Origin of the sequence: Streptomyces sp. NPDC093510, from assembly GCF_040683555.1 — a bacterium.
In the GTDB taxonomy this organism is placed as follows: domain Bacteria; phylum Actinomycetota; class Actinomycetes; order Streptomycetales; family Streptomycetaceae; genus Streptomyces.
The window spans coordinates 93,445-119,776 of record NZ_JBFBEE010000013.1; the positions used below are offsets into that span (position 1 = coordinate 93,445).

A 26,332-nucleotide genomic window follows, 5' to 3' on the forward strand; every position below is an offset into this window, starting at 1 on the left:
CTCAGCCCGTCGCGTCGGCGAGGGCCAGCTCGTGCAGCCGGTCGGGCGGGCCGGGCCGGGCGTAGTACCAGCCCTGCGCCGTGTCGCAGCCGAGCTCGCGCAGCTGGTCCGCCTGCGCTCCCGTCTCCACGCCCTCGACGGTGACCGCGAGGTCGAGGCTGTGGGCGAGCGCGACGATGCCCTCGACGATCTTCAGGTCGACGGGGTCGGCGGGGAAGTGCTGCATGCCCTGGGTGAAGGAGCGGTCGAGCTTGAGCACACTCACCGGCAGGCGGCGCAGGTTCGCGAGGTTGGAGTAGCCCGTGCCGAAGTCGTCGAGCGCGATGTCCACGCCCATCTCGGCGAGCCTGCGCAGCGGCTTGAGCAGGTCGTCGTCGGCTCCTATCAGAGCGGACTCGGTGACCTCGAGGCAGAGCGCGCCCGGCTCCAGGCCCTCGCGCTCCAGGATGTCGACCGTGTCGGAGACCAGGCCGGGGTGGTTCAGCTGCATGGGCGAGAGGTTCACGTTGACCCGCAGCGGTCCCGCGACGGCCACCCCGTCCAGGGTCCGCGCCTCCCACAGGCGTGCCTGGCGTACGGACTCGGCCAGGACCCAGCGCCCGAGCGGCACGATCAGGCCCGTGTGCTCGGCGAGCGGGATGAAGCGGTCCGGGCCGATGACACCGTGCTGCGGGTGCAGCCAGCGCACCAGTGCCTCGGCGCCGCGCACGCTGCCGTCGGCGAGGTGCACGAGCGGCTGGTACTCGATGAAGAACTCGCCGCGCTCCAGGGCGGCGGGCAGCGCGGTGGTCAGGCCGTGCCGGGTGATGGCGCGGGCGTCGGCCTCGGGGTCGGCGAGCTCGTAGCGGTTGCCGCCCGCGGACTTGGCGCGGTACATCGTGATGTCGGCGCTGCGCAGGACCTCCGCGGCGCCGCGCTCGCCCGCGGGGCCCTCCACGATGCCGATGCTGCCGCGTACGGTCAGCTCGCGTCCGTCGACGCGGATGGGGGCGGCGAGCGCGTTCATGATGCGCCCGGCGAGCTCGTCCGCCTCGGTCTCGGTGTCGGGTCCCGTGGTGAGCGCCACGAACTCGTCGCCGCCGAGCCGGGCCACCATCTCGCCGGGGGCGGTCGCGCAGGACTGGAGCCGGTCGGCGACCTCGACGAGCAGCCGGTCCCCGGCCGCGTGCCCGAGGCTGTCGTTGACGGTCTTGAAGCCGTCGAGGTCGAGGTAGCAGAGTCCGAAGCGGGCGCCCGCGCCCGCCGCGAGGGCCTTCTCCAGGCGCTCGAAGAACAGGGTGCGGTTCGGCAGGCCGGTGAGCGCGTCGTGGGTGGCCTCGTACCGCAGGCGGAGGTTGAGCAGACGTCGCTCGGTGGTGTCCTCCATCAGCGCCAGCTGGTACTGCGGGGCACCGTCCGCGTCGCGCAGCAGCGACACGGTCAGGTTGGTCCACAGGACCGTGCCGTCGGGGCGGTAGAAGGCCTTCTCCACGCGGTAGTGCTCGCGCTCGCCGCGTACGAGTTCCTCGTACAGCTTCCAGACGTGCGGCGAGTCGTCGGGGTGCGTCCACTCCCCCACGTTGCGGCCGCGGAGCTGGTGCTCCAGGCCGCCGAACATGCGGATCAGCGCGTCGTTGACCTCGAGGACCGTGCCGTCGAGGTCGGCGATCCCGATGCCGATCGCGGCACCGTGGAAGACGGCGCGGAAGCGCGCCTCGCTGGCGTGCAGGGCCTCGGCGACGGCGCTGCGCGCGCTCAGGGCGGCGCGGGAGATCGCCTCCTGCTCGGCGAGGGTCCGCTCCCGCAGCGCCTGCGCGAAGCCCGCGGCCATCGCGTGCTGGATGCGCGCGGAGCGGGCCAGCAGCTCTTCCCGGGGGCCTTCGCCGCCGCAGTACAGGACCAGGTAGGCGTCGACGCAGTCGAGCGTGCGGCTGAGCGCCTCGGGGTCGGTGCAGTGGGTGCCGATGAGCGCGGCGCCGACGGCCTGGCTCTCCGCCGCGTCGAATACGCGTTCCCGCAGTGCGTTGTTCAACCGCCTGGCGAGGGGCACCAGTTGCTGCTCGAACTCGGGACGGGTCAGTGAGGTGGCCGTCACGGGGAAGATCGCGCGGCTCCAGATGGTGGCGAACCTGCGAAGTCTTCCTTCGGGTCCGTCCTGCTCGCCGCTCAACGCTTCCGTCCCACGCCCGCGAATCCCGAGAAGGAATACGGATCCTCCTCCTCGGGCGCGGTGTCGGGCCGCCAGTGCGGCATCGGCACCAGGCCGGGTTCCACCATGTCGTATCCCTCGAAGAACCGCGCGATCTCGTCGCGCGAGCGCATGATCAGTGGATTGCGGATGTTCTTGTATACACCGACTGTCCCGCCGGCCTGCTCGGGGGGAACGGGGATCCCTTCGTACGAGGCGTGGCTGAGGATGACGAGGCTGCCGGACGCGGTCGCGTCCCGCAGTTCGGCGACCGCGGCGTAAGGATCGTACGCGTCCTCCACGAAGTGCAGGACGGCGAGGAGGAGAACAGCCACGGGCCGGTCCATGTCCAGGACCGCGGTGACTTCCGAACTGCCCAGAATGTCCCGGGGCTTGCGCAGGTCCCCGGCGACGGCGGCGGTCCCTTCGGTGCCCTCGAGCACGCTCCGGCCGTGCGCGACGGCGACCGGGTCGTGGTCCACGTACACGACCCGCGCCCCGGGGTCGGCCTGCTGCGCCACCTCGTGGACGTTGCCGAACGTCGGGATTCCGGAGCCGATGTCGAGGAACTGGGTCACGCCCCTGGCGACGGCGTGCCGCACCGCGCGCCGCATGAAGGCACGGTTCGCCTGCATGATCTTCGGGAGCCCCGGCATGAACTCCATCGCCTTGCGGGCCGCTTCCCGGTCCACCTCGAAGTTGTGCGAGCCGCCCAGGTAGTAGTCGTAGATGCGGGACACGCTGGGCATCGAGATGTCGATGCCGAGCGGTGCCCAGGCGGGACGCTCCATCAAGACTCCAAGGCGTTGGGGGGTGGCACAGGCGATCCGTTGTTCGAGGGTGAGGCTACTGATCGTCCGCCAAGGGAGCGAGTCAAAACGGAAATTGGTCGTCCGTTCTCGGTCACTGCCTTTGGCAAGTGCCGTATCCCACACATGCCACCGGCCCGCCCCCTCCTTGTGATATGGGAGGGGACGGGCCGGTCTGTCCGTATGGCGAGTGGATCTACTGGGAAGCGCCCACCGGCTTCCCCTCGGGGCTCGCGGCGAACCAAGTCCCGCCCACGCCTTGGCCGTTGGTGTCGCCGGGCTTCTTGTCGCCGGCGAACGTGTACATCGGCCAGCAGTCGATCGTCTGCTGCTGCTTGCCGTCGGGCCGGTCGAAGACGGTGAAGCCTTTCTTGAGGATTCCTCGAGTGTCGTTCTTGGCCACGGGCTCCACGACGGGCCATTTGTCGAGGCAGGCGCCGGTGCACGCGGACTTCATCGGCCAGGCGGAGTCCTTCGTGAAGCGGTAGACGGTCATGCCGTTCTTGTCGACGACGATCTCGCCGAGCTTCGGGTCCTTGCGGGTGGACAGGCCCGCCGGGTCGACGGGGGCGGTCCCGGCCGCCGCCGGTGCGGCCTTCTTGCCGTCGGGGGCCGCCGCGTGCCAAATGCCGCCCACACCCTGGCCCTTGGCGTCGCCCGGCTCGGTGTCCTTCGCGTACCGGTACATCGGCCAGCCGTCGATGGTGAGCTGCTTGCTGCCGTCGGCGGCGGTGACCTCGCCGAGCAGGGATTCGTCGACGCCCGGCGCGGCCTTCGCCCCGTCCGCGGCGACGACCGGCCACGCCTTCAGGCAAGCCGCGTCGCAGTTGGACTTGGGCGGTTGGGCGGTGTCCTTGTCGAAGCGGTAGAGGGTGAAGCCGGCGCTGTCGGTGACGACCTCACCGAGCTTCTTGCTGTCCCACACGGCGAGTTGGCCCGCGGACCTGGCCTTGGCCCCGGCACCCTTGTCCGCGGCGCCGGAGTCCTCTCCGTAGCCGTCACCGGCACCGTAGCCGTCGCTCTTCGCGGGTGCCTCGTTGCCCACGTTCTGCCCGTTCGGAGACTGGTCGCCCTTCTCCTGACCGCACGCCGTCGTCAGCGCCAGCAGGGCCGCAGCTGTCGCTACGAGCGAGGCGTTCCGCCAGGCCCGGGGGGAACCCCCGCTTGGATGCAGCATCCTTGACTCCTAGTGTCAGCACAGGTGTTGTGGCGCCCGTTTGCGTCACACATGGCCCTAGGTACGGGGCGGAGCGGCCGCCGCGTTCAACCGCGTCGCAAAATTCTTTGCGCGGGGCAGGGCGGGGCGGAGCGGCCGCGGTGGGGTGGCCCGGCGTCAAACCCGTGCGGTCGGCGTGTCCTTCCTTCGGGTCATTCGGGAGCCTCGTGGGCGTGCCGAGGGCGTGCGCGGCTCATGCTCCCCGTCGTGCACGGAACTCCGCGAGCCTTGTCGCCCCTCGTCACACGCGTGTTGGCGCTCGTCGCGCTGGCGTTGCTGCTCGGTGCGTCGTCGGCCGCCGGGTCGGCCTCCGCCGACGACTGCGGGTACGCGTCGATCACTCAAGGAGGTGATGCGCAGAGCGGCGACAACGTGGCCGTGTCGGGTGACGGCGACTGCTGGGCCGGTCCGACGCAGCATCCGAATCCGCCGCCCCCGCCACCACCTCCCCCTCCCCCGCCGCCTCCGCCCCCACCACCGAAGCCGCCCGCCCCGGAGCCGCCCCCGCCACCGGCCCCCGCGCCGCCCGAGCCGTCCGTGCGGCCCGAGGCGCCGCCACCTCCACCTCCGCCCGCCGCACCGGCGCCCGAGCCGAAGCCCGAGCCCAAGCCCAAGCCCTCTTCCCGCCCTCCGAAGCCCCCCGCTCGCGTGACATATCCGGAGTACCAGGCCCCGCCCCGCAAGCGGCCGCCCCGTCACGGCCCGTCCCTCGTCTCGCTCACCCTGCTCATCACGGCGCCCGCTGTGCTCGCCGTCGCCGCGCTCCGCCCGCGCTGACCGCCGGAGGTTTCCATGTCGGAATGGCTTGTTCTCACCCTCGCGATGGTGGCCGCTTGCGGCGTTGTGCTCATCGTCACTTTGCTGCGCCACCGCAGGACCGGCGCGGACTACGACTCGTCCGAGACTCCGGACGTCATCGAGTACATGACGATGATGATCGGCGTCGTCTACGCCATCGTCCTCGGCCTGGCCATCGCGGGTGTCTGGGAGGCGCGCGGCGCCGCCCAGGAACACGTGCGACTGGAGGCACAGGCGTTGCACGAGGTGTCGGAGCGGGCGCGGATCTACCCGGAGGACGTCCGGGACCGTATCCGCGCCGATGTCCACACCTATGTCAGCCATGTCGTCACCACGGAGTGGGACACCATGAGGTCCAAGGGCGAGCTCACCGAACGCGGTTCGGACCTCCTGGCCCGTGTCCGGCACGACGTGACCGACTACGAACCGAAGTCGGACTTCGAGGCGCAGGCCTACCAGCCGCTGGTCGACTCGGTGGCGGCCGCCGACGACGCGCGCAGCGCCCGTGCGGACAGCGTCGGGGCGACCATGCCCGCCGTGGTCTGGTTCGGTCTGATCACCGGCGGTCTGGTCACCATCGGGATGCTCTTCGCCCTGCAGATCCGACGTACACCGCGCGAACTGGTCCTCGCGGGTCTCTTCTCCGCCCTGTTCGCCTTTCTGCTCTTCCTCATCTGGGACTTCGACGCGCCCTACAGCCGTGGCGTCGCCGCGACGGCGGAACCCTTCCGCGCCCTCTTCCCCGGCCTGGGGAGCTGATCGAGGCGGCGCTTCGGCGCGGGGGGCCCGGCCGGCCCGTCAGTTCCCCGCGCCCCGGCGGCCGAAGCGCAGCCTCCACGGGGTGAGCGCCGACTCCGCCTGCACCCGCAGGCTGAGCTTGGACTCGCCGTTGGCGCGCTCCTCGAAGGTGATCGGCACCTCGACGATGCGCAGGCCGCGGCGGATCGCGCGGTAGTTCATCTCGACCTGGAAGGAGTAGCCGTTGCTCCGCACCGACGGCAGGTCGATCGCTTGCAGCGCGGTGGCCCGCCACGCCTTGAACCCGGCCGTCGCGTCCCGCACACCGAGCCGCAGGACGGCATTGACGTAGAAGTTCGCCCAGGCGGACAGCGCCCTGCGGTGCCAGGCCCACTCGGTGGCGAGCGCGCCGCCCGCCACATAGCGCGAGCCCAGCACGACGGCCGGTCCTGCGTCGCCCGCGAGTCCTTCGTCGACCGCGAGCCCTGCGTCGCCCCCGAGTCCTTCTTCGCCCGCGAGAAGGGTGCGCACCATCAGCGGGAGCGCCCGCGCCGGGTGCGAGAGGTCGGCGTCCATCTGCACCACCACGTCGGCGCCCTCCGCGAGAGCGCGGGTCATCCCGGCGACGTAGGCACGGCCGAGCCCGTCCTTCTCGGTGCGGTGCAGGACGGTGACCGTGCCGGCGGACTCCGCGGCGATCTCGTCCGCGACGTCGCCGGTGCCGTCGGGCGAGTTGTCGTCAACCACGAGGACGTGCAGGTTCGGCAGGTCCAGCCCTTTGAGCAGCCCGATGAGAAGGGGCAGGTTCTCCCGTTCCTCGTACGTGGGAACGACCACCACGACCTTCGGGGAGGCCGGGCCGGCAGCCCGGGACGCCTGTTCCACGATCATTCCCCCGTGCGATTCTCCGTGCGGTCGGCACCACACTACGACAGGGATCATGAAAAGCGGCCAACACCCGTGCGTGGACGGCCCGTTGCGGCGCCGCCCCGCCGCCCGCCGGATGTGATGACGCGCGTTGGCCGTGAACCGCGCTGCGCCGGGCCTCCGTACGGCGCACCCTGGTGCCATGGCCTGGCAGTCACCGATCGTCGTTCATCCGCCCGCCACCGACGGCGGGCGGCGGATCAGCGTGCGCGGACAGGACGTCGGCGTCGCACGCAGCGACCATGCGCTGAGGGAACTGCTTCGGCACGCGGGGCTCGGCGAGGCCGACATCGCGCTCGACGACCCGCACCTCGTCGAGTGGCGCGGCGGACCGCACGTGTGGACGGACACGCACTAGTGGACGTACGCGCGCCGCCGGGGACGCCGCGCCGCGCCATTCGCTCGACCGGCCCACACGATTGCCCCGTTCGCGCGACACGGATCGCGGCGTCATAGGTCCGAACCTAGCGTTTCGGGCATCGAGGTGCATTCAAGGCGTCAGCGGAAGAAGGTCCGCAGCTGCTCCTCGTGGACCCGGAGGATTCATCATGCGCGCGATACGCGTCGCTTCGGCCGCTCTGCTCACCGCTTCCGCCCTCGCACTCACCGCCCCGACCGCGTCCGCGTCCGCGTCCGTGCCCCTCGGCGAGGAGAACGTCACCGCGTTCGGCTTCAGCATCTCCCCCAAGACGGTCGCCGCCGGCGGTCAGGTCACCCTCAACGTCGACGGCTGTGACGGCGAGACCAAGGTCACCTCCGGCGTCTTCGACGACACCACCATCCCCAAGGGCCAGAAGTCCGCCACGGCCCACGTGTTCTGGGACGCCAAGCCCGGCGCGATGTACGAGGTGACGTTCACCTGCAACGGCAGCAACCCCGGCAGCGACAAGACCGACCTCACGATCGCCACCGGCCGCCCCGACGGCAACACCCGCCCTGACGGCGACACCCACCACAACCCGCACAAGGGCGTCAAGGCCGGCGTCGGCGGCAGCTTCGGCGGACTCGACCTGCACGAGATCGCGCTCGGCGGTGCCCTGATCGTGGGCACACTGGGCGCCGCGTACTACAAGACGCGCCGCCGCACCGGCGAGGGCAACTCCTGACCCCCGTGCCGCAGCGCCGCGCCCCCGGGCGTCTCCAGGACCCGGGGGCGAAGCGCTGTCACGTGCCGTGCGGGCAGGGCGCGCGCCGGGCACGGAGCGGAAGGGGGTCGCGCCGGCCCGGCGGAACCTCAGGTCCTGTTCTCGGACCGGCGACGCATCCAGAAGACCCCGCCGCCCACCAGCGCGGCGGTGACCAGGGCGCCGCCGATGGCCATGTCGGTGCCGGTCGCTCCGGAGTGCGTGCTGCCGCCGAAGCCGCCGCGCACACCGCCGTGGATGACGGTGAACGCCGCCGGGCGGGTCAGGGTCTTGCCACCGCAGTGGGCGGTGATGTCGTAGGCGCCGGGGTGGGCGTGCGAGTGGACGATCGCGGTGGCGCTCGCCGTGGTGCCCCCGGAGATGGTGTGCAGGTTCGTGTCAGGGAAGGCGGGCGACGTGACCTTGCTGCCCGGCGACTGGCAGGAGGACCCGTCGACGGTCACCGTCAGGTGGCCGCCCCTCGGGATCACACTGGGCATCGCCACGATGTTGGTCGGGTCGGCCCAGGCGGACGCGGCCGGGGCGGCGAGCCCGACGGCACCGACGGCCACCGCGGCGACCGCGACGGCACGAGTGGTCCGCATACGAGAAGTACGCATGGCAATCCTCCGCGGAAGGCGCCCCGGGGATACCGTCCCCGGTCGATCGGCGAGAGCGCCTCCCAGACTGACCCTCAGATGCGGTGCGAAGACCCGCATTTCGGCGATCGGCCGTCCTGGTGAGACGACACGCCGGGGCACGTCCGCGCCACCTCACATCGCCGCAGGTCACGGACCGTCAGAAATTTCCTGGCCCGGGCAACTCGGATGGCGCACCCCGGACCCCGCGCCACCCGTTCGCTCCCGCCCTTTCGCACGCCGCGCGCCCCGCGCTTAGCGTTCTGGTACGCGCAACGGACGCGGTACGCGTATCGCGTTGAGAGGGGATAGAGAATGCCTTCGTCCCATCCGGCCGACGAGTTCGAATTCCAGGATTTCCAGGAGGACGAAAAGCAGAGGAAGCGCGCCCCGTGGGGTGTGATGGCGCTTGTCCTGCTCACCGGTCTCGCGCTGATCCGCAACGGTTCCGGGGAATTCGACGTGGGCCCGCCGCAGCCGGCGTCCGCGGCGGCGGCGGACCAGGCGCCCGGGGCCGACGACGGCGCACCGGCGCCGCTGACGTTCTCGCCCGCCGAGCGCATCCGCATCAAGGGCATCCAGGTGGACGCGCCGGTCATACAGGTGGGTCTCGACTCCGAGGGCTGGGTCGACGCGCCGCCGCCGGGGGACCCGAATCTCGCGGGCTGGTTCACGGGCGCCGTGTCGCCCGGCGAAAGAGGCACAGCCGTGGTGGTCGGCCATGTGGACAATCAGCAGGGCCCGGCCGTTTTCTACGGTCTTGGTTCGCTGAAGAAGGGAAACCGCATCGAGGTCGAACGCAGGGACAAGAAGACGGCGACTTTCGAGATCTACGGCATCGAAGTGTTCGACAAGGACAAATTCCCGGGAGAGCGGGTCTACGGAAACGGCGGAACTCCCGAATTGCGCGTCATCACCTGCGGCGGCGGTTTCTCGCAGCATGGGGGGTACGACGGGAACGTCGTGGTGTTCGCCCGCCTGGTCGCCGGGCACTGATACGCGGCCGGGCCGATACGGCGCTCACATCATGTAGGGGCTCGGCACCGTGACGCGGTAACCGGAGTCGAGGAGTTCCGGGAGGTAGTCGCGCAGCGCCTCGACGCTGCCCGAGCGGTCGCCGCCCGCGTCGTGCGAGAGCACCACGACGCCAGGACCGGCGCCCGCGCGGACGCGGCGCACGATGGTCCTCGCGCCCGGCTCGGTCCAGTCGAGGGTGTCGACCGTCCACGCGAGCGGCTCCATGCCGAGCTGGGCGCCCAGCTGGAAGGCGTTGCGGTTCCACGCTCCGTAGGGGGCTCTGAACCACGCGGGGTATTCGCCGGTGACCTCCTCGATGACGTCGCAGGCGCGCTCCATCTCCTCGCGCATCGTGGCCCTGCCGAGGCGCGGCAGCAGCGGGTGGCTCCAGGTGTGGTTGCCGATCAGATGCCCGTCGTCGGCCATCTCGCGCAGCAGGTCGGGGCTGTCGGCTGCCATCTCGCCGCAGACGAAGAACATCGCGCGGACGTCGTGCTTGCGCAGGGTCCGCAGGATGCGCGGGGTGTAGCGCGGGTCGGGTCCGTCGTCGAACGTCAGCACCATCGTCCGGTCGCGGCCGGGCATGCGCAGGATCGGCGCCTTGCGGACGTGGGACAGGACCCGCGTGGCGCGCGGCGGGCCGTGGCCCGTCATGGGCCGCAGGCGGTACGCGGAGGGCTTGCGGGCGCGTACCGCCTGCGGGCCCCCGGCGGGTGTCCCTCCGGTGGCGGTGGGTCCCGGGGCGGACGGATGGTCCGTGCCCGCGCACCCCGCGATCGTGGCCGAGCCGAGGAGCGCGGCGGCGCGGAGCAGGACCCGACGCCCTGGCGTCAGCTGATCGTCTTGCATGACTAATCCGTCGCATGGCCGAAGGCCCGCGTGGAACATCAACACCGCGGCGGCCCCCGAAAGCACCCGATCAGACGCGGTGGGGCCCTCAGACGCGGCGGACGAGGGGGAAGGGCAGCGTCTCCCGGATGGTCAGGCCGGTGAGGAACATGACGAGCCGGTCGACGCCGATGCCGAGGCCGCCGGTGGGCGGCATCGCGTACTCCAGGGCGTCGAGGAAGTCCTCGTCGAGCTCCATGGCCTCGGAGTCTCCCCCGGCGGCCAGCAGCGACTGCGCGGTGAGGCGGCGCCGCTGCTCCACGGGGTCGGTCAACTCCGAGTAGGCGGTGCCCAGTTCGGTGCCGAAGGCCACCAGGTCCCAGCGTTCGGCCAGGCGCGGGTCGGTGCGGTGCCGGCGGGTGAGCGGGGAGACGTCGGTCGGGAAGTCCTTGTAGAAGGTGGGCAGCTTCGTCTTCTCCTCGACGAGCCGCTCGTACATCTCCAGGACGATGTCGCCGCGGCCGTCGTCCGCCATGTACGGGACGGCGGCCCGGTCGCAGAGCCGGTGCAGGAGGTGCGTCGGGGTGTCCGCGCCGACCTCCTCGCCGAGCGCCTCGGAGAGCGCGCCGTACACCGTCTTGACCGGCCAGGGTCCGGAGATGTCGTGCTCGGCGCCGTCCTTGTACGCCACCGGCCTGCCGAAGGCCGCCGTCGCCGCGCCCTGGACGAGTTCGCGGGTGAGGTCGAGCATCACGTCGTAGTCGGCGAAGGCCTGGTATGCCTCCAGCATCGTGAACTCGGGGTTGTGCTTGTAGGAGACGCCTTCGTTGCGGAAGGTGCGGCCCATCTCGAAGACCTTCTCCATGCCGCCGACGCAGAGCCGCTTCAGGTACAGCTCGGGGGCGATGCGCAGATACAGGTCGAGGTCATAGGCGTTGATGTGGGTGGTGAAGGGGCGTGCGTTGGCGCCGCCGTGGATCTGCTGGAGCATCGGTGTCTCGACCTCGAGGTAGCCGCGGTCGAGGAGGCCCTGGCGCAGCGCCTGTACGGCGGTGGAGCGGGCCCGGACCACGTCGCGGGCGCCGGGGCTCGCGACGAGATCGACGTAGCGGCGGCGGACCTTGGCCTCGGGGTCGGTCAGGCCGCGGCGCTTGTCGGGCAGGGGGCGCAGGCATTTGCCGGTGAGCCGCCAGTCGGTGACGAAGACGGTGAGCTCGCCCCGGTCGCTGGTGCCGACCGTGCCGGTGGCGGTGATGTGGTCGCCGATGTCGGTGCCGTCGGTGAAGCGGTCCAGGACGTCGGGGCCCGAGGTGTCGCGGGTGAGGGCGAGCTGGAGGTCGCCCGACCAGTCGCGCAGCACGGCGAAGACGACGCCGCCGAAGTCGCGTACGAGCATGACGCGACCGGCGACAGTCACCTGACTCCCCGTCATACCGGCCCGCACGGCGGCCAGTTCGTGGGTGCGTGGGGGCAGGCCCACCGGATAGGGGTCGACGCCCTCGGCGCGCAGCCGGTCGAGTTTGCGGTGGCGGACGCGGATCTGTTCCGGGAGCCTCGACGTGGGGTCGGCGTCGGCGCTGTCGTCCCGGCCCGCGAGGCCGAGCGCGGCGATCGGAGGGAGCCCTTCGGTGGTGGCGGGCCGGTTGACGCCCCGTGGCTTGTGGCCGTTGCCCCAGAGTTTGCGCAGGGACGGTACGGAGACGAAGCCCTCGGCGATGCCGGATGCCAGGCTGATGCGGGCGAGGGCGCCGCTGTCGCCGTAGCAGATGAAGCGCGGGTACCACTCCGGGTGGTACTTGGCGTTCGAGCGGTAGAGCGCTTCGAGCTGCCACCACTTGGAGAAGAAGAGGAGCAGTTTGCGCCACAGCCGCAGGACCGGTCCCGCGCCGATGCGGCCGCCCTCCTCGAAGACCGAGCGGAACACGGCGAAGTTCAGGGAGATGCGGCGCACACCGGACTTCGGCGCGGCCGCGCACAGTTCGGCGACCATGAACTCCATGACGCCGTTGGGCGCGGTGCGGTCGCGGCGCATCAGGTCCAGGGAGATGCCGTCCCTGCCCCACGGGACGAGGGAGAGCAGCGCGAGGAGCCTGCCGTCGGCGTCCAGGGCCTCGACGAGGAGGCAGTCGCCGTCCTCGGGGTCGCCGAGGCGGTCGAGGGCCATGGAGAATCCGCGCTCGGTCTCGGTGTCGCGCCAGGCGTCGGCCTTGTCGACGATCTCCTCCATCTCCTCGTCGGTGAGGGTGGAGTGGCGGCGGATGCGGGCGGTGGCGCCGGTGCGGCGGACGCGGTTCACGGCCTGGCGGGTGACGCGCATGTCGCGGCCGTCCAGGTCGAAGTCGGCGACGTGCAGGATCGCCTCGTCGCCGAGTTGCAGCGCGCCGAGCCCGGCGCGGGCGTACGCGGTCGCGCCGTCCTCGGAGGCTCCCATCACCGCGGGGGCCCAGGCGTACCGCCGGGCCACGTCGAGCCAGGCGCCGATGGCGTGCGGCCAGGCCTCGCGGTCGCCGACGGGGTCGCCGCTGGCCAGGCAGACGCCGGCCTCGACCCGGTAGGTGACGGCGGCCTTGCCGCTGGGTGAGAAGACGACGGCCTTGTCGCGCCGGGTGGCGAAGTAGCCGAGTGAGTCCTGCGCGCCGTAGGCGCCGAGGAGGGCGCGGATGCGGGGTTCCTCGTCGCCGTGCAGGGCCGCTTCCATGCGCTGGGAGCGGAAGAGGGTGGCGGCGGCGTTGAGCAGGGCGAGGGCGCCGAACAGGCCGAGCCAGAAGTAGAGGGTGCGCGACGGGGTGCCGTCGAAGTAGTCGTGGCCGTGGATCAGGCCGCCGCAGACCCGGTTCGCCGCCCACAGCAGGCGCTCGCCGCGCACCAGGGTGCCGGGGAACAGCTCCACCAGGCCCCAGCCGAGCAGGATCGCGAGGCCGAGGCCCGCGACGAGGACCGCGAGGGCCCGCCGGACGGCGCCGCGCCGGGAGTCGGCGGAGAACTCCTTGCGGGCCAGGATCAGCAGGACGAAGGCGGCGCCGCAGACGACGAAGGAGGGCAGGGACTCGGCCCAGTAGCCGAGGGCCGCGCCGAGCACGTCGAAGGCGAGGAGCAGGCCCAGGTAGGTGACGATGAGCCACCAGGTGATCTTCTTCCGGGCGGCGGTGGCGGCGGCGAGCAGGAAGAGGAAGACGGCGTACGCGAGGTTCGCGCTGACCGGGACCGTCACGAGGTCCAGGAAGCGGATGACGGGCATGAGGAGGCGGCGCAGCGGGGCGATGACCGCGAGGACCGCGCAGAAGACGCCGAGGGCGCCGAAGAAGGCGGCGAACCCTTCCGGGACGCGGCCGAGGAAACCGTCGCGGGAGCGTATCCGCCCTCTGGCCTCGGGCTCCTCCGTGCTGACAGTCATGTGCACGACTCTAGGAAGAGGTGGGCCGCCGCGCGCGCCGAGAGGGGCGGGACGGGGCACGGCGGCCCGGGCCACAGGCGGTAGGAGAGCCTCCGTTAACCTCTCGAGGTGAGCGAAGACCAGTCCCAGCAGTTCGAACGCGGCACCGACGGGCCGAAGGTGATCGTGGCCGGAGTCGATGGCTCCGATTCATCGCTCCGAGCGGCGGCCTACGCCGGGGGCCTGGCCCGGCGGCAGCGGGCTCTGCTCGCCGTGGTGTACGTCCAGCCGGTGCTTGCCGGTGGTGCCGCGTTCGGTGTCCCGGTCGCCGAGACCACCGACGAGATCGCCGAGGGGCTGATCGCGGAGATCCGGGCGGCGACCGAGCGGGTGAAGGACATATTCGATGTCCGCTGGGAGTTCCACACGTTCCGTGGTGACCCCTACACCGGCCTGGTCACCGCGGCGGACGACCTGAAGGCGGACGCCGTCGTCGTCGGCGCCTCGGAGCAGGCGGGTCACCGCATCGTCGGGTCGGTGGCCGTCCGTCTGGTGAAGGCCGGCCGGTGGCCGGTCACCGTGGTTCCGTGACCGGCCCCACCTGAATGGCCCCCGTCGCGCCGTCGCCCCGGGCGGCCGGGGTGTGGCGTCTTCCGTAGCGGGCCTGCCTGGGCCATCATGATCCGCCATCAGCCGACTGCCGTCTGCGAAGAGGTGGAGCTCATGCCGGGACTCCGGATGGGACGGGGCGTGCTGCGCCGCAAGCCCATCGATGACATCGAGGAGACAGAGGCGGGGGCGGGCGGCGGGCTCGCCAAGTCCCTCGGGCTCTGGCAGCTCACCGCGATCGGTGTCGGCGGCATCATCGGCGCCGGCATCTTCAGTCTCGCCGGGGCCGTTGCCAACGGCACGGCGGGACCCGCGGTGCTGGTCTCCTTCCTGATCGCGGGTGTCGCGAGCGCGGCCGCCGCCTTCTCGTACGCCGAGTTCGCGGGCATGATCCCGAAGGCCGGCTCGGCGTACACGTACGGCTATGTGGTGCTCGGGGAGCTGACCGGCTGGTTCATCGGCTGGGACCTGCTCCTGGAGTACACCGCGATCGTCGCCGTCGTCGCGATCGGCATCTCCGGGTACTTCGGCTTCCTGGTCGAGGAGATGGGCGCCGAGCTGCCGAGCTGGATGATGGGCGCCCCCGGCACCGGTGACGGCCACAAGGTCGACCTGTTCGCCGCGGTGCTGTGCCTGTTCATCGCGTACCTGCTCACCCTCGGCATCAAGAACGCCGCGCGCTTCGAGATGATCGTGGTCGTGCTGAAGGTGATCGTGGTGCTCGTCGTGATCGCGGTCGGCTTCTTCCACATCGAGACGGGCAACTACGATCCGTTCTTCCCCTACGGGATCAGCGGCGCGTTCACGGGGGCGGCGACCGTGTTCTTCGCCGTGTTCGGGTACGACGCCATGTCGACGGCCGCCGAGGAGTCCAAGGACGCGCAGCGGCACATGCCGAAGGCGATCCTCTACTCCCTGGCCATCTCGATGGTGCTGTACGTCCTCGCGTGCCTGGTCCTCACCGGTATGCAGGGCTACAAGGAGGTCGACCCGGAGAGCGGCTTCTCCACGGCCTTCAAGTCCGTGGGGCTCGGGGGTCTCGCGGACGTCATCGCGGTCGGCGCGATCATCGGCATCCTTACCGTCATGTTCACGTTCATGCTCGGCTGTACTCGGGTGTGGTTCTCCATGAGCCGGGACGGCCTGCTACCCAAGTGGTTCGCCAAGACGCACCCGACCCGGCACGTGCCGACGCGCGTGACGTGGATCGTCGGAGTCGCGTCGGCCGCCATCGCCGGATTCCTGCCGATCGGCGAGGCGGCCGAGCTGACCAACATCGGGATTCTGCTGGCGTTCGTCGTGGTGTGCATCGCGGTGATCGTGCTGCGCTACAAGCGGCCGGAGCTGCCCCGCACCTTCCGCTGCCCCGGGATGCCGGTGGTGCCGGCGATCGGAGTCGTCTTCTCCATCTGGCTGATCACGTTCCTGCAGTGGCAGACGTGGGTGCGGTTCGCCGTGTGGTTCGGGATCGGCCTTCTCGTCTACTTCGGGTACTCGTACCGGAAGTCGGAGCTGGCCAAGGCGGAGCGGGACGCCGGGGCGTGAGGCGGGTCAGGCGCTCGGTGCCGTACTCCAGGAACTCGCGTTCCTTGCTGCCGGGCGGGCCTACTTCCCCATGACGAGGCCGTCCTTGGCGGCCCCACGGCCGAGGACGACGCGGCGGATGCGGTCGCGGACGTCGTTCACGTCGGCGCCCCGGTCCAGCGCCCTGTTGAGGTTGACGACGCGGCCGGAGTCCGTGTCGAACCACATGGGGACGAACTCGGCCTTCTTCACCGTCCAGCGGGCGCCCTGCCGGGCGGGCGGGGCGAAGGTGAAGCGGCCGATGGTGCCCTGGTTGCCGCGCGGGTCGTGCGCGCCCTCGTGGTTGATCATGTCTCCGGCGATCTGGTCGCCCATGCCGTAGACGATCCAGGTGCCGTTCACCTTCTCGTAGGCCTGCGGCACGTGGGCGTGGGTGCCGAGGATGAGGTCGATGTCCGGGCGCCCGCCCGTGCGCGACGCCGTGAGCTGTCTGCCGAGCCGCAGCTGCTGCCGGTCGGGCGCGTCCTGCCACTCCGTGCCCCAGTGCAGGCTGACGACCACGACGTCGGCGCCCGCCTTCCGGGCCTCCCGGGCGTCCGCGAGGATCTTGGCGCGGTCGATGAGGTCGACGGACCACGGCTTGCCCTTGGGGAGCGGATAGCCGTTCGTGCCGTACGTGTACGCGAGCTGCGCCACCTTGGCGCCGCCCGCGCGCAGCCAGGCCGGGGTCCTGTCCTCAGCGGCCGAGCGGGCCGAGCCCGCGTGCTTGACGCCTGCCTTGTCCAGCGCGTCCAGGGTGCGGCGCACCCCCGCCGCGCCGTCGTCGAGTGTGTGGTTGGAGGCGGTGGAGCACGAGTCGTACCCGGTGGACCTGAGGGCGCGGGCCACCTGGGGCGGGGACTTGAAGCTGGGGTAGCCGCTGTAGTCGCCGTCCGCTCCGTAAACCGTCTCCATGTGGCAGATGGCCAGATCGGCCTTGCCGATGACCGGCTTGGCGCCCGCGAGCATCGGCGCGAAGTCGTAGCCGTCGCCGCCCGCGTCGGCGTTGGCCTTGCGGATGATCGAGGCGTGCGGCAGGACGTCCCCGGAGGCGGCGAGCGTGAAGCCGCGCCGTTCGGCCGCGGCCACGCCGGCCGGGGAGTGCGCCGGGAGCGTACTCGGCGCGCAGGCGGTGGTGGCGGTGACGCCCGCGGCGAACAGGGCCGCCGCGGCGGCTGTCGTGGGACGCGGCCGCCTGCTCCGCCGCGTGTTTCCCGAGGTGGGGGTGGTTCTCGTGTGCCGTGTGATCCGTGCGCGCTGCTTCATGGGACGGACTCCGTGGGTGGGGACGATATGCGTCCAGACAAACCCACATACGGATTTAACGATTAATCAAGGACCAATGCCGTCACAGTCGCTGAAACGGAGTCAAACAGCTCCACCTGTGACGCGAACAACACAGGGCGGCTCACCTGCGGTGAAACCGGGGCCCGGGTCAAGCCTCCGTAAAGCGCCTTGCTCCGCACCCCTCTCGGGTAATCGGCTGTCCTCACCGTGTGCCGGATTGGGGGGCCAGAGCCGGAGCGCGCGCGGACCGGAGGAAGGCGGAACGGATGCGGCACGAGAGCAGAGGAAACCCTGACGGCGCGGACGACCCCCGGGGCGGCGAACTCGCCGTACCCATGGCGTGGTTGTACGCCGAGTACATCGCCGACGAACTGCTGCGCACCGGCGATCTGATGCCCCCCACGTCCTTCGAGTACCGGGCGGGGCGTGACGCCCTCGCGCTGACGATCTTCCTGTCGGACAGCGAGGGCGAGCTGTCCGGAATCCGCGTGGTGTCGCAGCTGGAGACCTGGCTGACACTGACCGCGTACGGCCAGCCGTGGCAGGACTGGGTGCGGGAGCGGATGGCGCTGTTCACGGCGGACGCCGTCGCCGCCGGCGGGCCCCGCCCCGACCTGGAGCTCGCCGACCGGGCGTGGCGCTGGCTGCGGGAGACCGAGCTGCTCGCCCCCGACCTGGACGCGGTGCCCGGCCGCGGCGGGCAGGGCGAGGAGGACGGGCCGAAGGTGTGGACGCCCGCGTGGCGGCTCGGGCTGCCGCTGGGGCACCTGGCGATCCATCTGTTCTGAACCGTTTGTGGCCCTTGAACGATTCGGTGGTCCGCCGCGTACCGGAGGAGGAACAGCACCCGGCACCGACACGGAACGGCAAGGAACGCCATGAGGCCCCTGGAGCGGCACCGCGACGCGGGCGCCTACGCGCTCGGCGTACTGGACGAGGCGGACGCCTTCCGCTTCGAGGATCACCTCGTGGGCTGTCCCGCCTGCCTCCTCTCACTCGACGAACTTCACGGCGCGGTGAGCCAGTTGCGGCTGTACGTGCGGGTGACGACGACCCCCGTGGAGCCCTTCACCGCGCCCACTCCGAGCCTCTTGGACCGCGTCCTGGGCGAGGCCGGCCGGCTGTACGGCACGCGGCGCGGACGGCGGCTCTGCGCGCTCGCGGTCGGGGTCGTCCTGGCCGTCGGCGCCCCCGCCACGACCGTCGTGACGGCGACCGGACCCGCCCCGGTGCGGATCAGCGCGCGGGACGCCCGCAGCGGGGTCTCGGCCACGCTGACCGCCCGGGACCGCGCCTGGGGCACGGAGATCGGGCTCACGGTGCGGGACACGGCGGCCGACGGGCGTGTCTGCGAGCTGGTCGCCGTCGGCGCCGACGGCTCCGAGCAGACCGTCACGACGTGGCGGCTCCCCGCGCCGACCGTGCGGACACGGGGCGCCGCGGCCCTGCGCACCGCGCAGACGGAGCGGTACGAGGTCCGCACCGCCGACGGGAAGCCCCTCCTGACGCTGCGGCATCCATGACCGGCCGCCGCTACTTCAACAGCCGCGACATCCGCCGGTCCGCGAGCAGCTTCCCGCCCGTCTGGCACGTGGGGCAGTACTGCAACGAGGAGTCGGCGAAGGACACCTCCCTGATCGTGTCGCCGCACACCGGGCACGGCTCGCCGGTGCGGCCGTGCACGCGCAGGCCGCTCTTCTTCTCCGCCTTGAGGCGGCCCGCCGCGACCCCGCGCGAGCGCTCCACCGCCTCGGTCAGCGTGGCCAGCAGCGCCACATGCAGCCCATGGACCTCCTCCTCGGTGAGGCTCGACGTGAGCCGGAAAGGGGACATGCGGGCCGCGTGCAGGATCTCGTCGCTGTACGCGTTCCCGATGCCCGCGATCAGACTCTGATCGCGCAACGCCCCCTTGATCTGCCGCCGTTCGCCCGCCAGGAGACCCGCGAACCGCTCCGCGTCGAAGTCGGCGGCCAGCGGGTCGGGGCCGAGCCGTGCGATGCCCGGGAGTTCCGACGGCGTCTCGGTGACATACACCGCGAGGCGCTTCTGGGTGCCCGCCTCCGTGAGGTCGAAGCCCTCCCCCGTCTCCAGGGCGACGCGCAGTGCCAGCGGCCCCTTGCCGGGGCGCGGGACGCCGTCGGGGAGCCGGTCGTGCCACCGCAGCCAGCCCGCGCGGGCGAGGTGGGTGACGAGGTGCGTGCCGTCGGCGTCGATGTCCAGGAACTTGCCGTGCCGCTCGACGGCGGTGACGGTGCGGCCCTCCAGGGCGGTGGGCGGCGGGTCGTACGTCTTGAGGACGCTGATCGCGGTGGGCAGTACGCGCACGATCCCGCGGCCGACGAGATGCTCCGTCAGGAACTCCCGCAGGGCTTCGACTTCTGGCAGTTCCGGCATCGTTTCCCCTCAGCTCCGCGCTTCTTCGCCGGGCACGACGAACTCGCACCACACGCACTTGCCACTGCCACGCGCCTCCACGCCCCACACGTCCGCGAGCCGGTCCACCAGGAGCAGACCGCGGCCCGACACCCCGGACTCGCCCGCGTCGCGGCGGCGCGGCAGGGCGCTCGACGAGTCCTCGACGTCGACGCGCAGCCGCCGGTCGGCGCCGGCCAGGACGCGCGCGGTCACGACCGCGGAGCCGTCGGTGTGCATGAGGGCGTTGGTGATCATCTCGTCGGCGACCAGCTCGATCTCGTCGGCCCGCTCGCCCGCGCCCCAGGCCCGCACCGCCGCCCTGATCATGTGCCGGGCCTCGGCGAGGGCCTCCGGATCGCTGGGGGCGACGTGCTGCCGCAGGCGGCCGCCCGACCGGGGCGTGTCGAGCGGGCGGCGGCGCATCAGGAGGAGCGCCGCGTCGTCGTCCCCGCCACGGCCGTCGACGATGCCGCAGAGCCGGTCGGCGAGCCGTTCCAGATCCCGGGGTCCGACGGCGGCGAGCTCCGTGAGGGCCCGCATGCCGTCGTCCAGGTCGGCGCCCGGTTCCTCCACGAGGCCGTCGGTGCAGAGCAACAGGGTCTGGCCCGGCTCCAGTTCGAGGGTGGTGACGGGGTAGTCGAGCCGGCCGAACTCGGCGGAGAGGCCCAGTGGCAGGCCCCCTTCCACCGGGACCCGTCGGCAGGTTCCGTCGGCGCGCAGGACGAGCGGGTCGAGGTGGCCGGCCCGGACGAACTGCACCACACCGGTCGACAGGTCCGCCTCCGCGTACAGGCACGTCGCGAAGCGCTCGGTGTCCAGCTCGTGCAGGAAGCCGGAGGCGCGGGCCATGACGGTGGCGGGCGTGTGCCCCTCGGCGGCGTAGGCGCGCAGGACGATGCGGAGCTGGCCCATGACGGCGGCCGCGTGCGTGTCGTGGCCCTGGACGTCGCCGATGACGGCGCCGACGCGGCCTCCCCCGGAGGGGCTGCCTCCGGGCAGCGGGATCACGTCGTACCAGTCGCCGCCGATGTCCCGCCCGAGCGCCGCGGACCGGTACCGGACGGCGACCTCCGCGCCGGGCACACCGGGGATGGTGCGCGGCAGCATGGCCTGCTGGAGGCCTTGGGCGAGGTCCTTCTCCTGCTCGTAGAACATGGCGCGCTGGAGGCTCTGCGCGATGCTGCTGCCCAGTGCGACCAGCACGTTGCGCTCGTCCTCGGTGAAGCCGGTCTTGTCCTGGTAGAGCAGCCCGAGGGCGCCGATGGGGCGTGCCTGCGCGATCAGCGGCAGGTAGGCGGCCGCGGTGATGCCGAGTTCGTCGATGTGCGGCCACAGCCGGGGGTAGGACTCCGCGAAGTCGTCGGCCGTCTCGATGTAGCGCGGCGCGAGGGTGCGGACGACCTCGCTCATGGGGTACTCCTCGTCGACACCGGTGAGGCGGGTGCCCGGCACGAAGCTGCCCGCGGGGCCCTCGGCGACCAGACGGATGCGCCCGGCCTCGACGAGGCCCATGACCAGGTTGGACGCTCCCAGGTGTGCGAGGCCGTGGGTGTCCCGGAGCACGTCGATGACGTCGCGCACCGTGCGGGCGTGCGCGAGCGCCGCCGTGGTGCCCTGGACGAGGCTGGTCGTGCGGCGCCGCTCGGTCTCCTCGTCGGCCCGCTCGCGCAGGGCGGCCGGGCTGTCGCCGAGCTCCCGGGTGGCGTCCCTGACGATGCCGACGATGCGGCGGGGGCGGCCGGTGCCGTCCCGCTGGATGCAGCCCTGTGTGTGGGTCCAGCGCAGCTTGCCGGTGCGGCAGCGGATCCGGAAGTACGCGCCGTACGTGTCGCTGCCGTCCTTCAGGGCGTGCGAGACCGTCTGGTCCAGGCGGTGCCCCTCGACGGTCGGGACGCGGAAGGCGAGCGTCTCGGGCCGGTTGTCGTACTCCTCGGGCCGTACGTCGAAGACCTCGTGGGCGGTGGCGTCCATCGTCATCAGGCCCGTGTCGAGGTCCCAGTCGAAGCGGCCCATGCGCAGCGCGGCCCCGTACAGCGCGAGGAAACAGCCGGCCGGCTCCCCGGCCGGCTGTCCACAGCGGCTCTGCCCCGCCGGGTCGTGCTCCATGGGCCCACGCTAGGCGGAGGCCCCCGCACGCGCATGTGGGGGAGGCGGCCCGTGGGGGCGTGAGTGGGCAGGGCTCCGCCGTCCGACGGCGGGCCCCGCCCACTTGGGCACCCCACGCGCTACGCCGTCTCGGCGACCTTGCTCTGGACCCGTACCGCGACCTCCGTCCACATTTCCGCGCTCTCCCCTGCGAGGTAGGCGACGATGCCCCTGCAGTGCGGCGGAACCTTGTCGATGATCTGGTCCCACTCCTCCATGCTGATCGTGTGGATGGTGAGCAGCCGCAGCAGGGTGCGGCCGATCTCGCTGAAGCGCAGTGCCGGGTCGGCCTTGAGGCGCTTGACGGCGGCGGCGCGGTCCTGTGCCGTGTCCCGGTCGGGCACGGCCGAGGGGCGGGCGACCCGCGGGGCGGCGACGTGGTCCTCGCGGTGCGGCTGCTTCCCCCGCTGCGGCACGGGGTCCTCGCCCCGCATCATCCTGTTGCGTACGTCCCGCACCGTCTCCGGCGAGATGGACGCGACGCGCGCCACCTGCCGCAGCGACAGGCCGGGGTTCTGTGCGATCAGCTCGCCGGCGACCCTGCGCCCTTCGGCGCCGTTGATGGGCCGGACCCGGCCGTCGTGGCCGATGCGGCTCTCGTCGCCCCGCTGCCCGCAGGGGGCGCGTCTGCGGAGGTCCGCCACGGTGCCCGGCGCGATGCCGCTGACCGAGGCGATCATCCGGTCCGACCACTGCGGGTGCGAGGCGATGATGCGCGCGGCCGCCCGCTTGCGGTCCGCCGTGGTCAGCGGCAGGCCGTGGGTGACGTTGGATTCGACGGCGAGCACGAAGGCGTCGTCCTCCGCGCCGTCGAAGTACTTCACCGAGATCTTGCTCTGCCCCTGGAGTTCGGCGGCGCGCAAGCGGTGCAGCCCGTCGATGACCCGCATCGTCGGACGGTGGACGGTGATCGGCGGCAGCGGCGTCTGTACGACCGCCAGTGCCTGCACGTGCTCCGGATCGACTCCGCACGTCCGCGGTGAGTCCGTCGTCGACAGCGAGCCGATCTCGACCTCGACGACCATGAGCCGGTCGATCTCTGCGTGCCCAGGTGTTGCCAACTCAACTCCCCCTCAAGCTCTGTTGTCCCCCGTGCGCGCGTCCCGGCACACCGACCGGCTCACGCCTCAGCGCCGTGTCCCTCTGCCGCCGTCGGCCGCTCGGCCCGGCGCCGGCTCCCGGAGGAGTTCATCGACGGTGTGCGCCACGTACGCGTTCGCCCTTGGTCGAGGGCCCCTGAAATGAATGCGTTGCGCGTTCTGCAGGTACTTCTCCCGGATTGCAGAAATTCACCCGCGTCCGGCACCCCTGTCCCTTCGGCGGGAATCCGCGCGCCCGGCCGCGGAAGAATTTCCGCCGGCCGAGCACTTTCACCCTAACAACGCGCTTTGGGCGCTGGTACCCCTCACTAATGGCGCGCCACGGGTTCCGCCACCCCTATTCACCCCTACCGGCCGGTGCGCCGGCGACGGGCCGTGCGAGGGTGCGGCCCATCAGCGGCGACAGCTCGGCGACGGCGCTCGCCACCGAGCCGATCTCCGTCCGGGTCAGGGCCTGGTCGCCGTCGCAGAGTGCCGTGCCGGGCTCGGGGTGCACGTCGATCATGACACCGTCCGCGCCGACCGCGAGGGCGGCCCGGGTGAGCGGCAGGACGAGGTCACGGCGGCCGCCCGAGTGCGAGGGGTCCACGATCACGGGGAGGTGGGACAGGCGCTGGACCACCGGCACGGCGCTGATGTCCAGGGTGTTGCGGGTGGCGGTCTCGAAGGTGCGGATGCCGCGCTCGCACAGGACGATGTCGAGGTTGCCGCGCTGGGCGATGTACTCCGCGGCCATCAGCCACTCCTCGATCGTGGCGCCGAAGCCGCGCTTGAGGAGCACGGGCCTGCCGGCCGCGCCCACCTCCTGGAGCAGGGCGAAGTTGTGCATGTTGCGGGTGCCGATCTGCAGCATGTCCGCGTAGGAGGCGACCAGTTCGACGCTGGCCGGGTCGATGACCTCGGTGACGACCGGCAGGCCCGTCTCCTCCCGCACCTCGGCGAGGATGCGCAGCCCGCTCTCGCCGAGGCCCTGGTACGCGTACGGCGAGGTGCGCGGCTTGAAAGCCCCGCCCCGCAGCAGGGAGGCACCGGCCGCCTGGGCCATCCGCGCGGCGGCGAGCGTCTGCGAGCGGGTCTCCACCGCGCACGGGCCCGCGATCACGGTCAGGGTGTCGGGGCCGATGGGCACGCCCGCCACGGTCACCACGGAACGGTCGAGGTGGTGCTCCCTGCTGACCAGCTTGTACGGGACCGAGATGCGCACGACGTCCAGGACCCCGCGCAGATGGGACAGGTTGAGGGCGCCGAACGCCGCCACGTCCCCGACCAGGCCGACGATCGTGCGGGTGACGCCTCGGCTGACGAAGGCGTCCCCGCCCGCGGTGCGGACCAGTTCGACGACCGCGTCCACATCTTCCTGCGTGGCCTCCGGTGCCATCACGACAACCAAGGGGTTCCTCCCGTGGACGGTGCCCCGGCGGTGCGGGACTGATCGCGAATACGTGATATTCCCCGAGCCGGACGAAATCCGTGCGCTCTCCGGAAAATCCCGGGAACCGTCGGGGAAATACGTCGGGCGACCACGGTAGGAGTGCCTGGACATTTCCTCAACGCAGACCGGCACTCTTGTCCAACTGCGCAATATCAACGCCGCCGATTCGCGACGGAAAGGCGACCTCGACCGCCAGCCCGCCGCCGGGAAGCGCCCGTGCGCTGATCACTGCGTCGTGTGCGAGGGCGATGGCGTGCACGATCGAGAGGCCGAGGCCGTGATGGCCGTCGCCCGCCGTGCGGCCGAGCCGCTGGAAGGGTTCGAAGAGCCGCTCCACCTCGTGCGGCGGCACCCGGGCACCGGTGTTGGCGACGGCCACGACCGCGTACCCGCCCCGGCCCCCGGTGGCGATCTCCACCCGTCCGCCCTGGACGTTGTGGCCCACCGCGTTGTCCACGAGGTCGGACACCAGGCGCTGGACGAGGGCCGGGTCGCCGAGGACGGCCGCGGGGCCGATGGCGGTCTCCATCCGCAGCCCGCGCCGTTCGATCTCCGGACGGGTCAGGTCGAGCACCCATCCGGCGACGAGGGCGAGGTCCACCCGCTCCCGGTGGCCGAGGCCACGCTGGCTGCCCGCGAGCGTCAGCAGCGACTCCAGGAGCCGTGCCTGCTGCTCGCTGATCTCCAGCAGCCGCTCGAAGTGGGACCGGAACGTTTCCGCGGTGGCGTCGCGGTCGATGAGCGCCTCTTCGAGCAGCGCGTGTTCCAGGGTGAGCGGGGTGCGCAGTTCGTGGGCGGCGTTGGCGACGAAGCGGCGGTGGGAGTCGAGGGCCGTCTCCAGGCGGCCGAGAAGCCCGTCGACGGTGTCGGCGAGGTCCTTGATCTCGTCGGCGGGCCCCTCGGCGGCCAGCCGCTCGTGCAGGGTGTGCGCCGAGATGCGCCGGATGGTGCCGGTCATCGTGCGCAGCGGGCGCAGCGCCCGCCGGGCCACCAGCCGGCCGAGGACGACGGAGACCACCACCATGGCGGCCAGGGCGATGCCCGACTGCACGAGCAACTCCCGTAGCTGGTCGGCGTGCTGACGGGCCGCCTGTTCGCGCAGCCGGCTCATCGTGCCGTCGGCCCCGGCGGCGGTGTGAACCTCAGGGCCGGCTCCCAGCTCGGCCCTGGCTCCGTCGACCACGACCCGGTCCGCCGGGAACCGGGCGACGAGCAGATACGTGATCGCCAGCAGGACCGCTCCGGAGGCGACGAACAGCGCGCCGTACAGCAGCGTGAGGCGGACGCCCATCCGCCGGGGCACCAAGGATCGCGGAACGGGGACGAGGGTGGTGAGCGAGGGCAGGCGCATGGGCCCCTCAAATCCGGTAGCCGCCCCGAGGAATGGTCTCGATGACGGGCGGGATGCCGAGCTTCGGCCGCAGACGGTTGATCGTCGCCTTGACCGTGGTGGTGAACGGATCCGTCGCCTCGTCCCACACCCGTTCCAGGAGCTCCTCGGCCGACACGACCCGGCCCTGGGCCGCGAGCAGGTACTCGAGGACCGCGAACTCCTTGGGCGTGAGCGCCAGTCGCTCCCCGGCGCGCGTCGCGACCCGCTGCGCCGGGTCGAGTCTCAGGTCGCCGCGTACGAGGACCGGGGGCAGCGCCGCCTGCGAGCGGCGGGCGAGCGCCCGGATGCGGGCCACCAGCTCGGCGTAGGCGAACGGTTTGGGGAGGTAGTCGTCGGCGCCGAGGCTGAAGCCCGCCACGCGGTGGGCGATCGTGCCGGACGCGGTCAGCATCAACACCCGGGCGTGGGCGGGCTGTTCGGCCAGTCTGCGGCAGACCTCGTCGCCGGGCACGCCGGGCAGGTCCCGGTCGAGCACGACCACGTCGTACTCGACCACGGAGGTGCGTTCGAGGGCATCCGTGCCGTCGAGGACGACGTCGACCGCCATGCCTTCGCGGCGGAGCACCCGCGCCACGGACTGCGCGAGCTCGGCGTGGTCCTCGACCACCAGGACCCTCACCGTGGGGGCCTCATCGGGGAACTGATCATGAAGTCCACGGTGCCCGAACCCTCGTCACGCACCGGTCACAGTCCGGTGTCCCCGCGTGCCTCCGGTGTTCCTGTGAGCCGGTCACAGATCTTCGGACCGCGGTG

General features: G+C 71.7%; 23 protein-coding genes. 9 read left to right on the forward strand and 14 right to left on the reverse strand.

The annotated features are described in order from the left end of the window. Position 1 precedes the first annotated feature (1 nt). The 3 genes from AB0N81_RS21850 to AB0N81_RS21860 all read right to left on the reverse strand — a co-directional run bounded on the left by AB0N81_RS21850 (position 2) and on the right by AB0N81_RS21860 (position 4,153). Entirely contained in the window at positions 2-2,149 is a 2,148-nt protein-coding gene (locus tag AB0N81_RS21850) for an EAL domain-containing protein (RefSeq protein WP_365360735.1), read from the reverse strand. Next, positions 2,146-2,958, reverse strand: coding sequence for an SAM-dependent methyltransferase (locus tag AB0N81_RS21855; protein WP_365360737.1), 813 nt, complete (start codon positions 2,956-2,958; stop codon positions 2,146-2,148). Before AB0N81_RS21855 ends, AB0N81_RS21850 begins: the two co-directional genes overlap by 4 nt. 214 nt (positions 2,959-3,172) lie before the next feature. Beyond that, positions 3,173-4,153 (reverse strand): SCO0930 family lipoprotein, encoded by a 981-nt coding sequence (locus AB0N81_RS21860; RefSeq protein ID WP_365360739.1) that lies wholly within the window; start codon positions 4,151-4,153, stop codon positions 3,173-3,175. A gap of 687 nt (positions 4,154-4,840) precedes the next feature. Between AB0N81_RS21860 and AB0N81_RS21865 the strand changes: the two genes are divergently transcribed. Next, positions 4,841-4,969, forward strand: coding sequence for a hypothetical protein (locus AB0N81_RS21865; protein WP_365360741.1), 129 nt, complete (start codon positions 4,841-4,843; stop codon positions 4,967-4,969). A 15-nt stretch (positions 4,970-4,984) separates the two neighbouring features. Further along, positions 4,985-5,749: a hypothetical protein gene (locus AB0N81_RS21870; RefSeq protein WP_365360743.1), complete on the forward strand. Its 765-nt coding sequence runs from the start codon at positions 4,985-4,987 to the stop codon at positions 5,747-5,749. Positions 5,750-5,788: 39 nt separating this feature from the next. Here AB0N81_RS21870 and AB0N81_RS21875 read toward each other — a convergent pair whose 3' ends face one another. Next, a complete protein-coding gene (locus tag AB0N81_RS21875; protein WP_365360745.1) occupies positions 5,789-6,613 on the reverse strand; it encodes a polyprenol monophosphomannose synthase in 825 nt (274 codons plus the stop codon). Positions 6,614-6,797: 184 nt separating this feature from the next. On the opposite strand from AB0N81_RS21875, the gene AB0N81_RS21880 reads away from it, so the two are divergent. Beyond that, complete coding sequence (locus AB0N81_RS21880) at positions 6,798-7,013, forward strand: hypothetical protein (protein WP_365360747.1); 216 nt, start codon at positions 6,798-6,800, stop codon at positions 7,011-7,013. A 190-nt stretch (positions 7,014-7,203) separates the two neighbouring features. Continuing rightward, a complete protein-coding gene (locus AB0N81_RS21885) occupies positions 7,204-7,761 on the forward strand; it encodes a hypothetical protein (RefSeq protein ID WP_365360749.1) in 558 nt (185 codons plus the stop codon). A 128-nt stretch (positions 7,762-7,889) separates the two neighbouring features. On the opposite strand, the gene AB0N81_RS21890 is transcribed toward AB0N81_RS21885, so the two are convergent. Next, positions 7,890-8,384: a hypothetical protein gene (locus AB0N81_RS21890; protein ID WP_365361082.1), complete on the reverse strand. Its 495-nt coding sequence runs from the start codon at positions 8,382-8,384 to the stop codon at positions 7,890-7,892. 348 nt (positions 8,385-8,732) lie between these two features. Here AB0N81_RS21890 and AB0N81_RS21895 point away from each other — a divergent pair, with 348 nt between their 5' ends. After that, the gene (locus AB0N81_RS21895; protein WP_365360750.1) at positions 8,733-9,413 is read left to right on the forward strand and encodes a class F sortase; all 681 of its coding nucleotides are present in this window, start codon (positions 8,733-8,735) and stop codon (positions 9,411-9,413) included. Between the two features lie 24 nt (positions 9,414-9,437). On the opposite strand, the gene AB0N81_RS21900 is transcribed toward AB0N81_RS21895, so the two are convergent. Continuing rightward, entirely contained in the window at positions 9,438-10,283 is an 846-nt protein-coding gene (locus AB0N81_RS21900; RefSeq protein ID WP_365360752.1) for a polysaccharide deacetylase family protein, read from the reverse strand. 88 nt (positions 10,284-10,371) lie between these two features. Further along, complete coding sequence (gene lysX / locus AB0N81_RS21905; protein WP_365360754.1) at positions 10,372-13,656, reverse strand: bifunctional lysylphosphatidylglycerol synthetase/lysine--tRNA ligase LysX; 3,285 nt, start codon at positions 13,654-13,656, stop codon at positions 10,372-10,374. 108 nt (positions 13,657-13,764) lie between these two features. On the opposite strand from lysX, the gene AB0N81_RS21910 reads away from it, so the two are divergent. Beyond that, positions 13,765-14,226 (forward strand): universal stress protein, encoded by a 462-nt coding sequence (locus AB0N81_RS21910; protein WP_365360756.1) that lies wholly within the window; start codon positions 13,765-13,767, stop codon positions 14,224-14,226. Positions 14,227-14,358: 132 nt separating this feature from the next. Further along, positions 14,359-15,789, forward strand: a complete 1,431-nt coding sequence (locus tag AB0N81_RS21915; RefSeq protein ID WP_365360758.1) for an amino acid permease — start codon at positions 14,359-14,361, stop codon at positions 15,787-15,789. 60 nt (positions 15,790-15,849) lie between these two features. On the opposite strand, the gene AB0N81_RS21920 is transcribed toward AB0N81_RS21915, so the two are convergent. Continuing rightward, on the reverse strand, positions 15,850-17,073 hold the full coding sequence (locus AB0N81_RS21920) for a CapA family protein (RefSeq protein ID WP_365360760.1): 1,224 nt from the start codon (positions 17,071-17,073) through the stop codon (positions 15,850-15,852). 287 nt (positions 17,074-17,360) lie between these two features. Here AB0N81_RS21920 and AB0N81_RS21925 point away from each other — a divergent pair, with 287 nt between their 5' ends. Together AB0N81_RS21925 and AB0N81_RS21930 are read left to right on the forward strand one after the other, a co-directional pair. Then, on the forward strand, positions 17,361-17,882 hold the full coding sequence (locus tag AB0N81_RS21925) for a hypothetical protein (RefSeq protein WP_365360762.1): 522 nt from the start codon (positions 17,361-17,363) through the stop codon (positions 17,880-17,882). 90 nt (positions 17,883-17,972) lie between these two features. Next, positions 17,973-18,617, forward strand: a complete 645-nt coding sequence (locus tag AB0N81_RS21930; protein WP_365360764.1) for a zf-HC2 domain-containing protein — start codon at positions 17,973-17,975, stop codon at positions 18,615-18,617. 10 nt (positions 18,618-18,627) lie between these two features. Here the strand turns inward: AB0N81_RS21930 and AB0N81_RS21935 are convergent, their stop codons facing one another. The 6 genes from AB0N81_RS21935 to AB0N81_RS21960 form a co-directional block, all read right to left on the reverse strand. Then, the gene (locus AB0N81_RS21935; protein ID WP_365360766.1) at positions 18,628-19,488 is read right to left on the reverse strand and encodes a DNA-formamidopyrimidine glycosylase family protein; all 861 of its coding nucleotides are present in this window, start codon (positions 19,486-19,488) and stop codon (positions 18,628-18,630) included. A 9-nt stretch (positions 19,489-19,497) separates the two neighbouring features. Then, a complete protein-coding gene (locus AB0N81_RS21940) occupies positions 19,498-21,615 on the reverse strand; it encodes a SpoIIE family protein phosphatase (RefSeq protein ID WP_365360768.1) in 2,118 nt (705 codons plus the stop codon). Between the two features lie 119 nt (positions 21,616-21,734). Then, positions 21,735-22,715, reverse strand: coding sequence for a ParB/RepB/Spo0J family partition protein (locus tag AB0N81_RS21945; protein ID WP_365360770.1), 981 nt, complete (start codon positions 22,713-22,715; stop codon positions 21,735-21,737). 376 nt (positions 22,716-23,091) lie between these two features. Then, positions 23,092-24,135, reverse strand: coding sequence for a 3-deoxy-7-phosphoheptulonate synthase (gene aroF / locus AB0N81_RS21950; RefSeq protein WP_365361084.1), 1,044 nt, complete (start codon positions 24,133-24,135; stop codon positions 23,092-23,094). A gap of 166 nt (positions 24,136-24,301) precedes the next feature. Further along, complete coding sequence (locus tag AB0N81_RS21955) at positions 24,302-25,537, reverse strand: ATP-binding protein (RefSeq protein ID WP_365360772.1); 1,236 nt, start codon at positions 25,535-25,537, stop codon at positions 24,302-24,304. A gap of 7 nt (positions 25,538-25,544) precedes the next feature. Further along, positions 25,545-26,198 (reverse strand): response regulator transcription factor, encoded by a 654-nt coding sequence (locus tag AB0N81_RS21960; RefSeq protein ID WP_365360774.1) that lies wholly within the window; start codon positions 26,196-26,198, stop codon positions 25,545-25,547. Positions 26,199-26,332 lie beyond the last annotated feature (134 nt).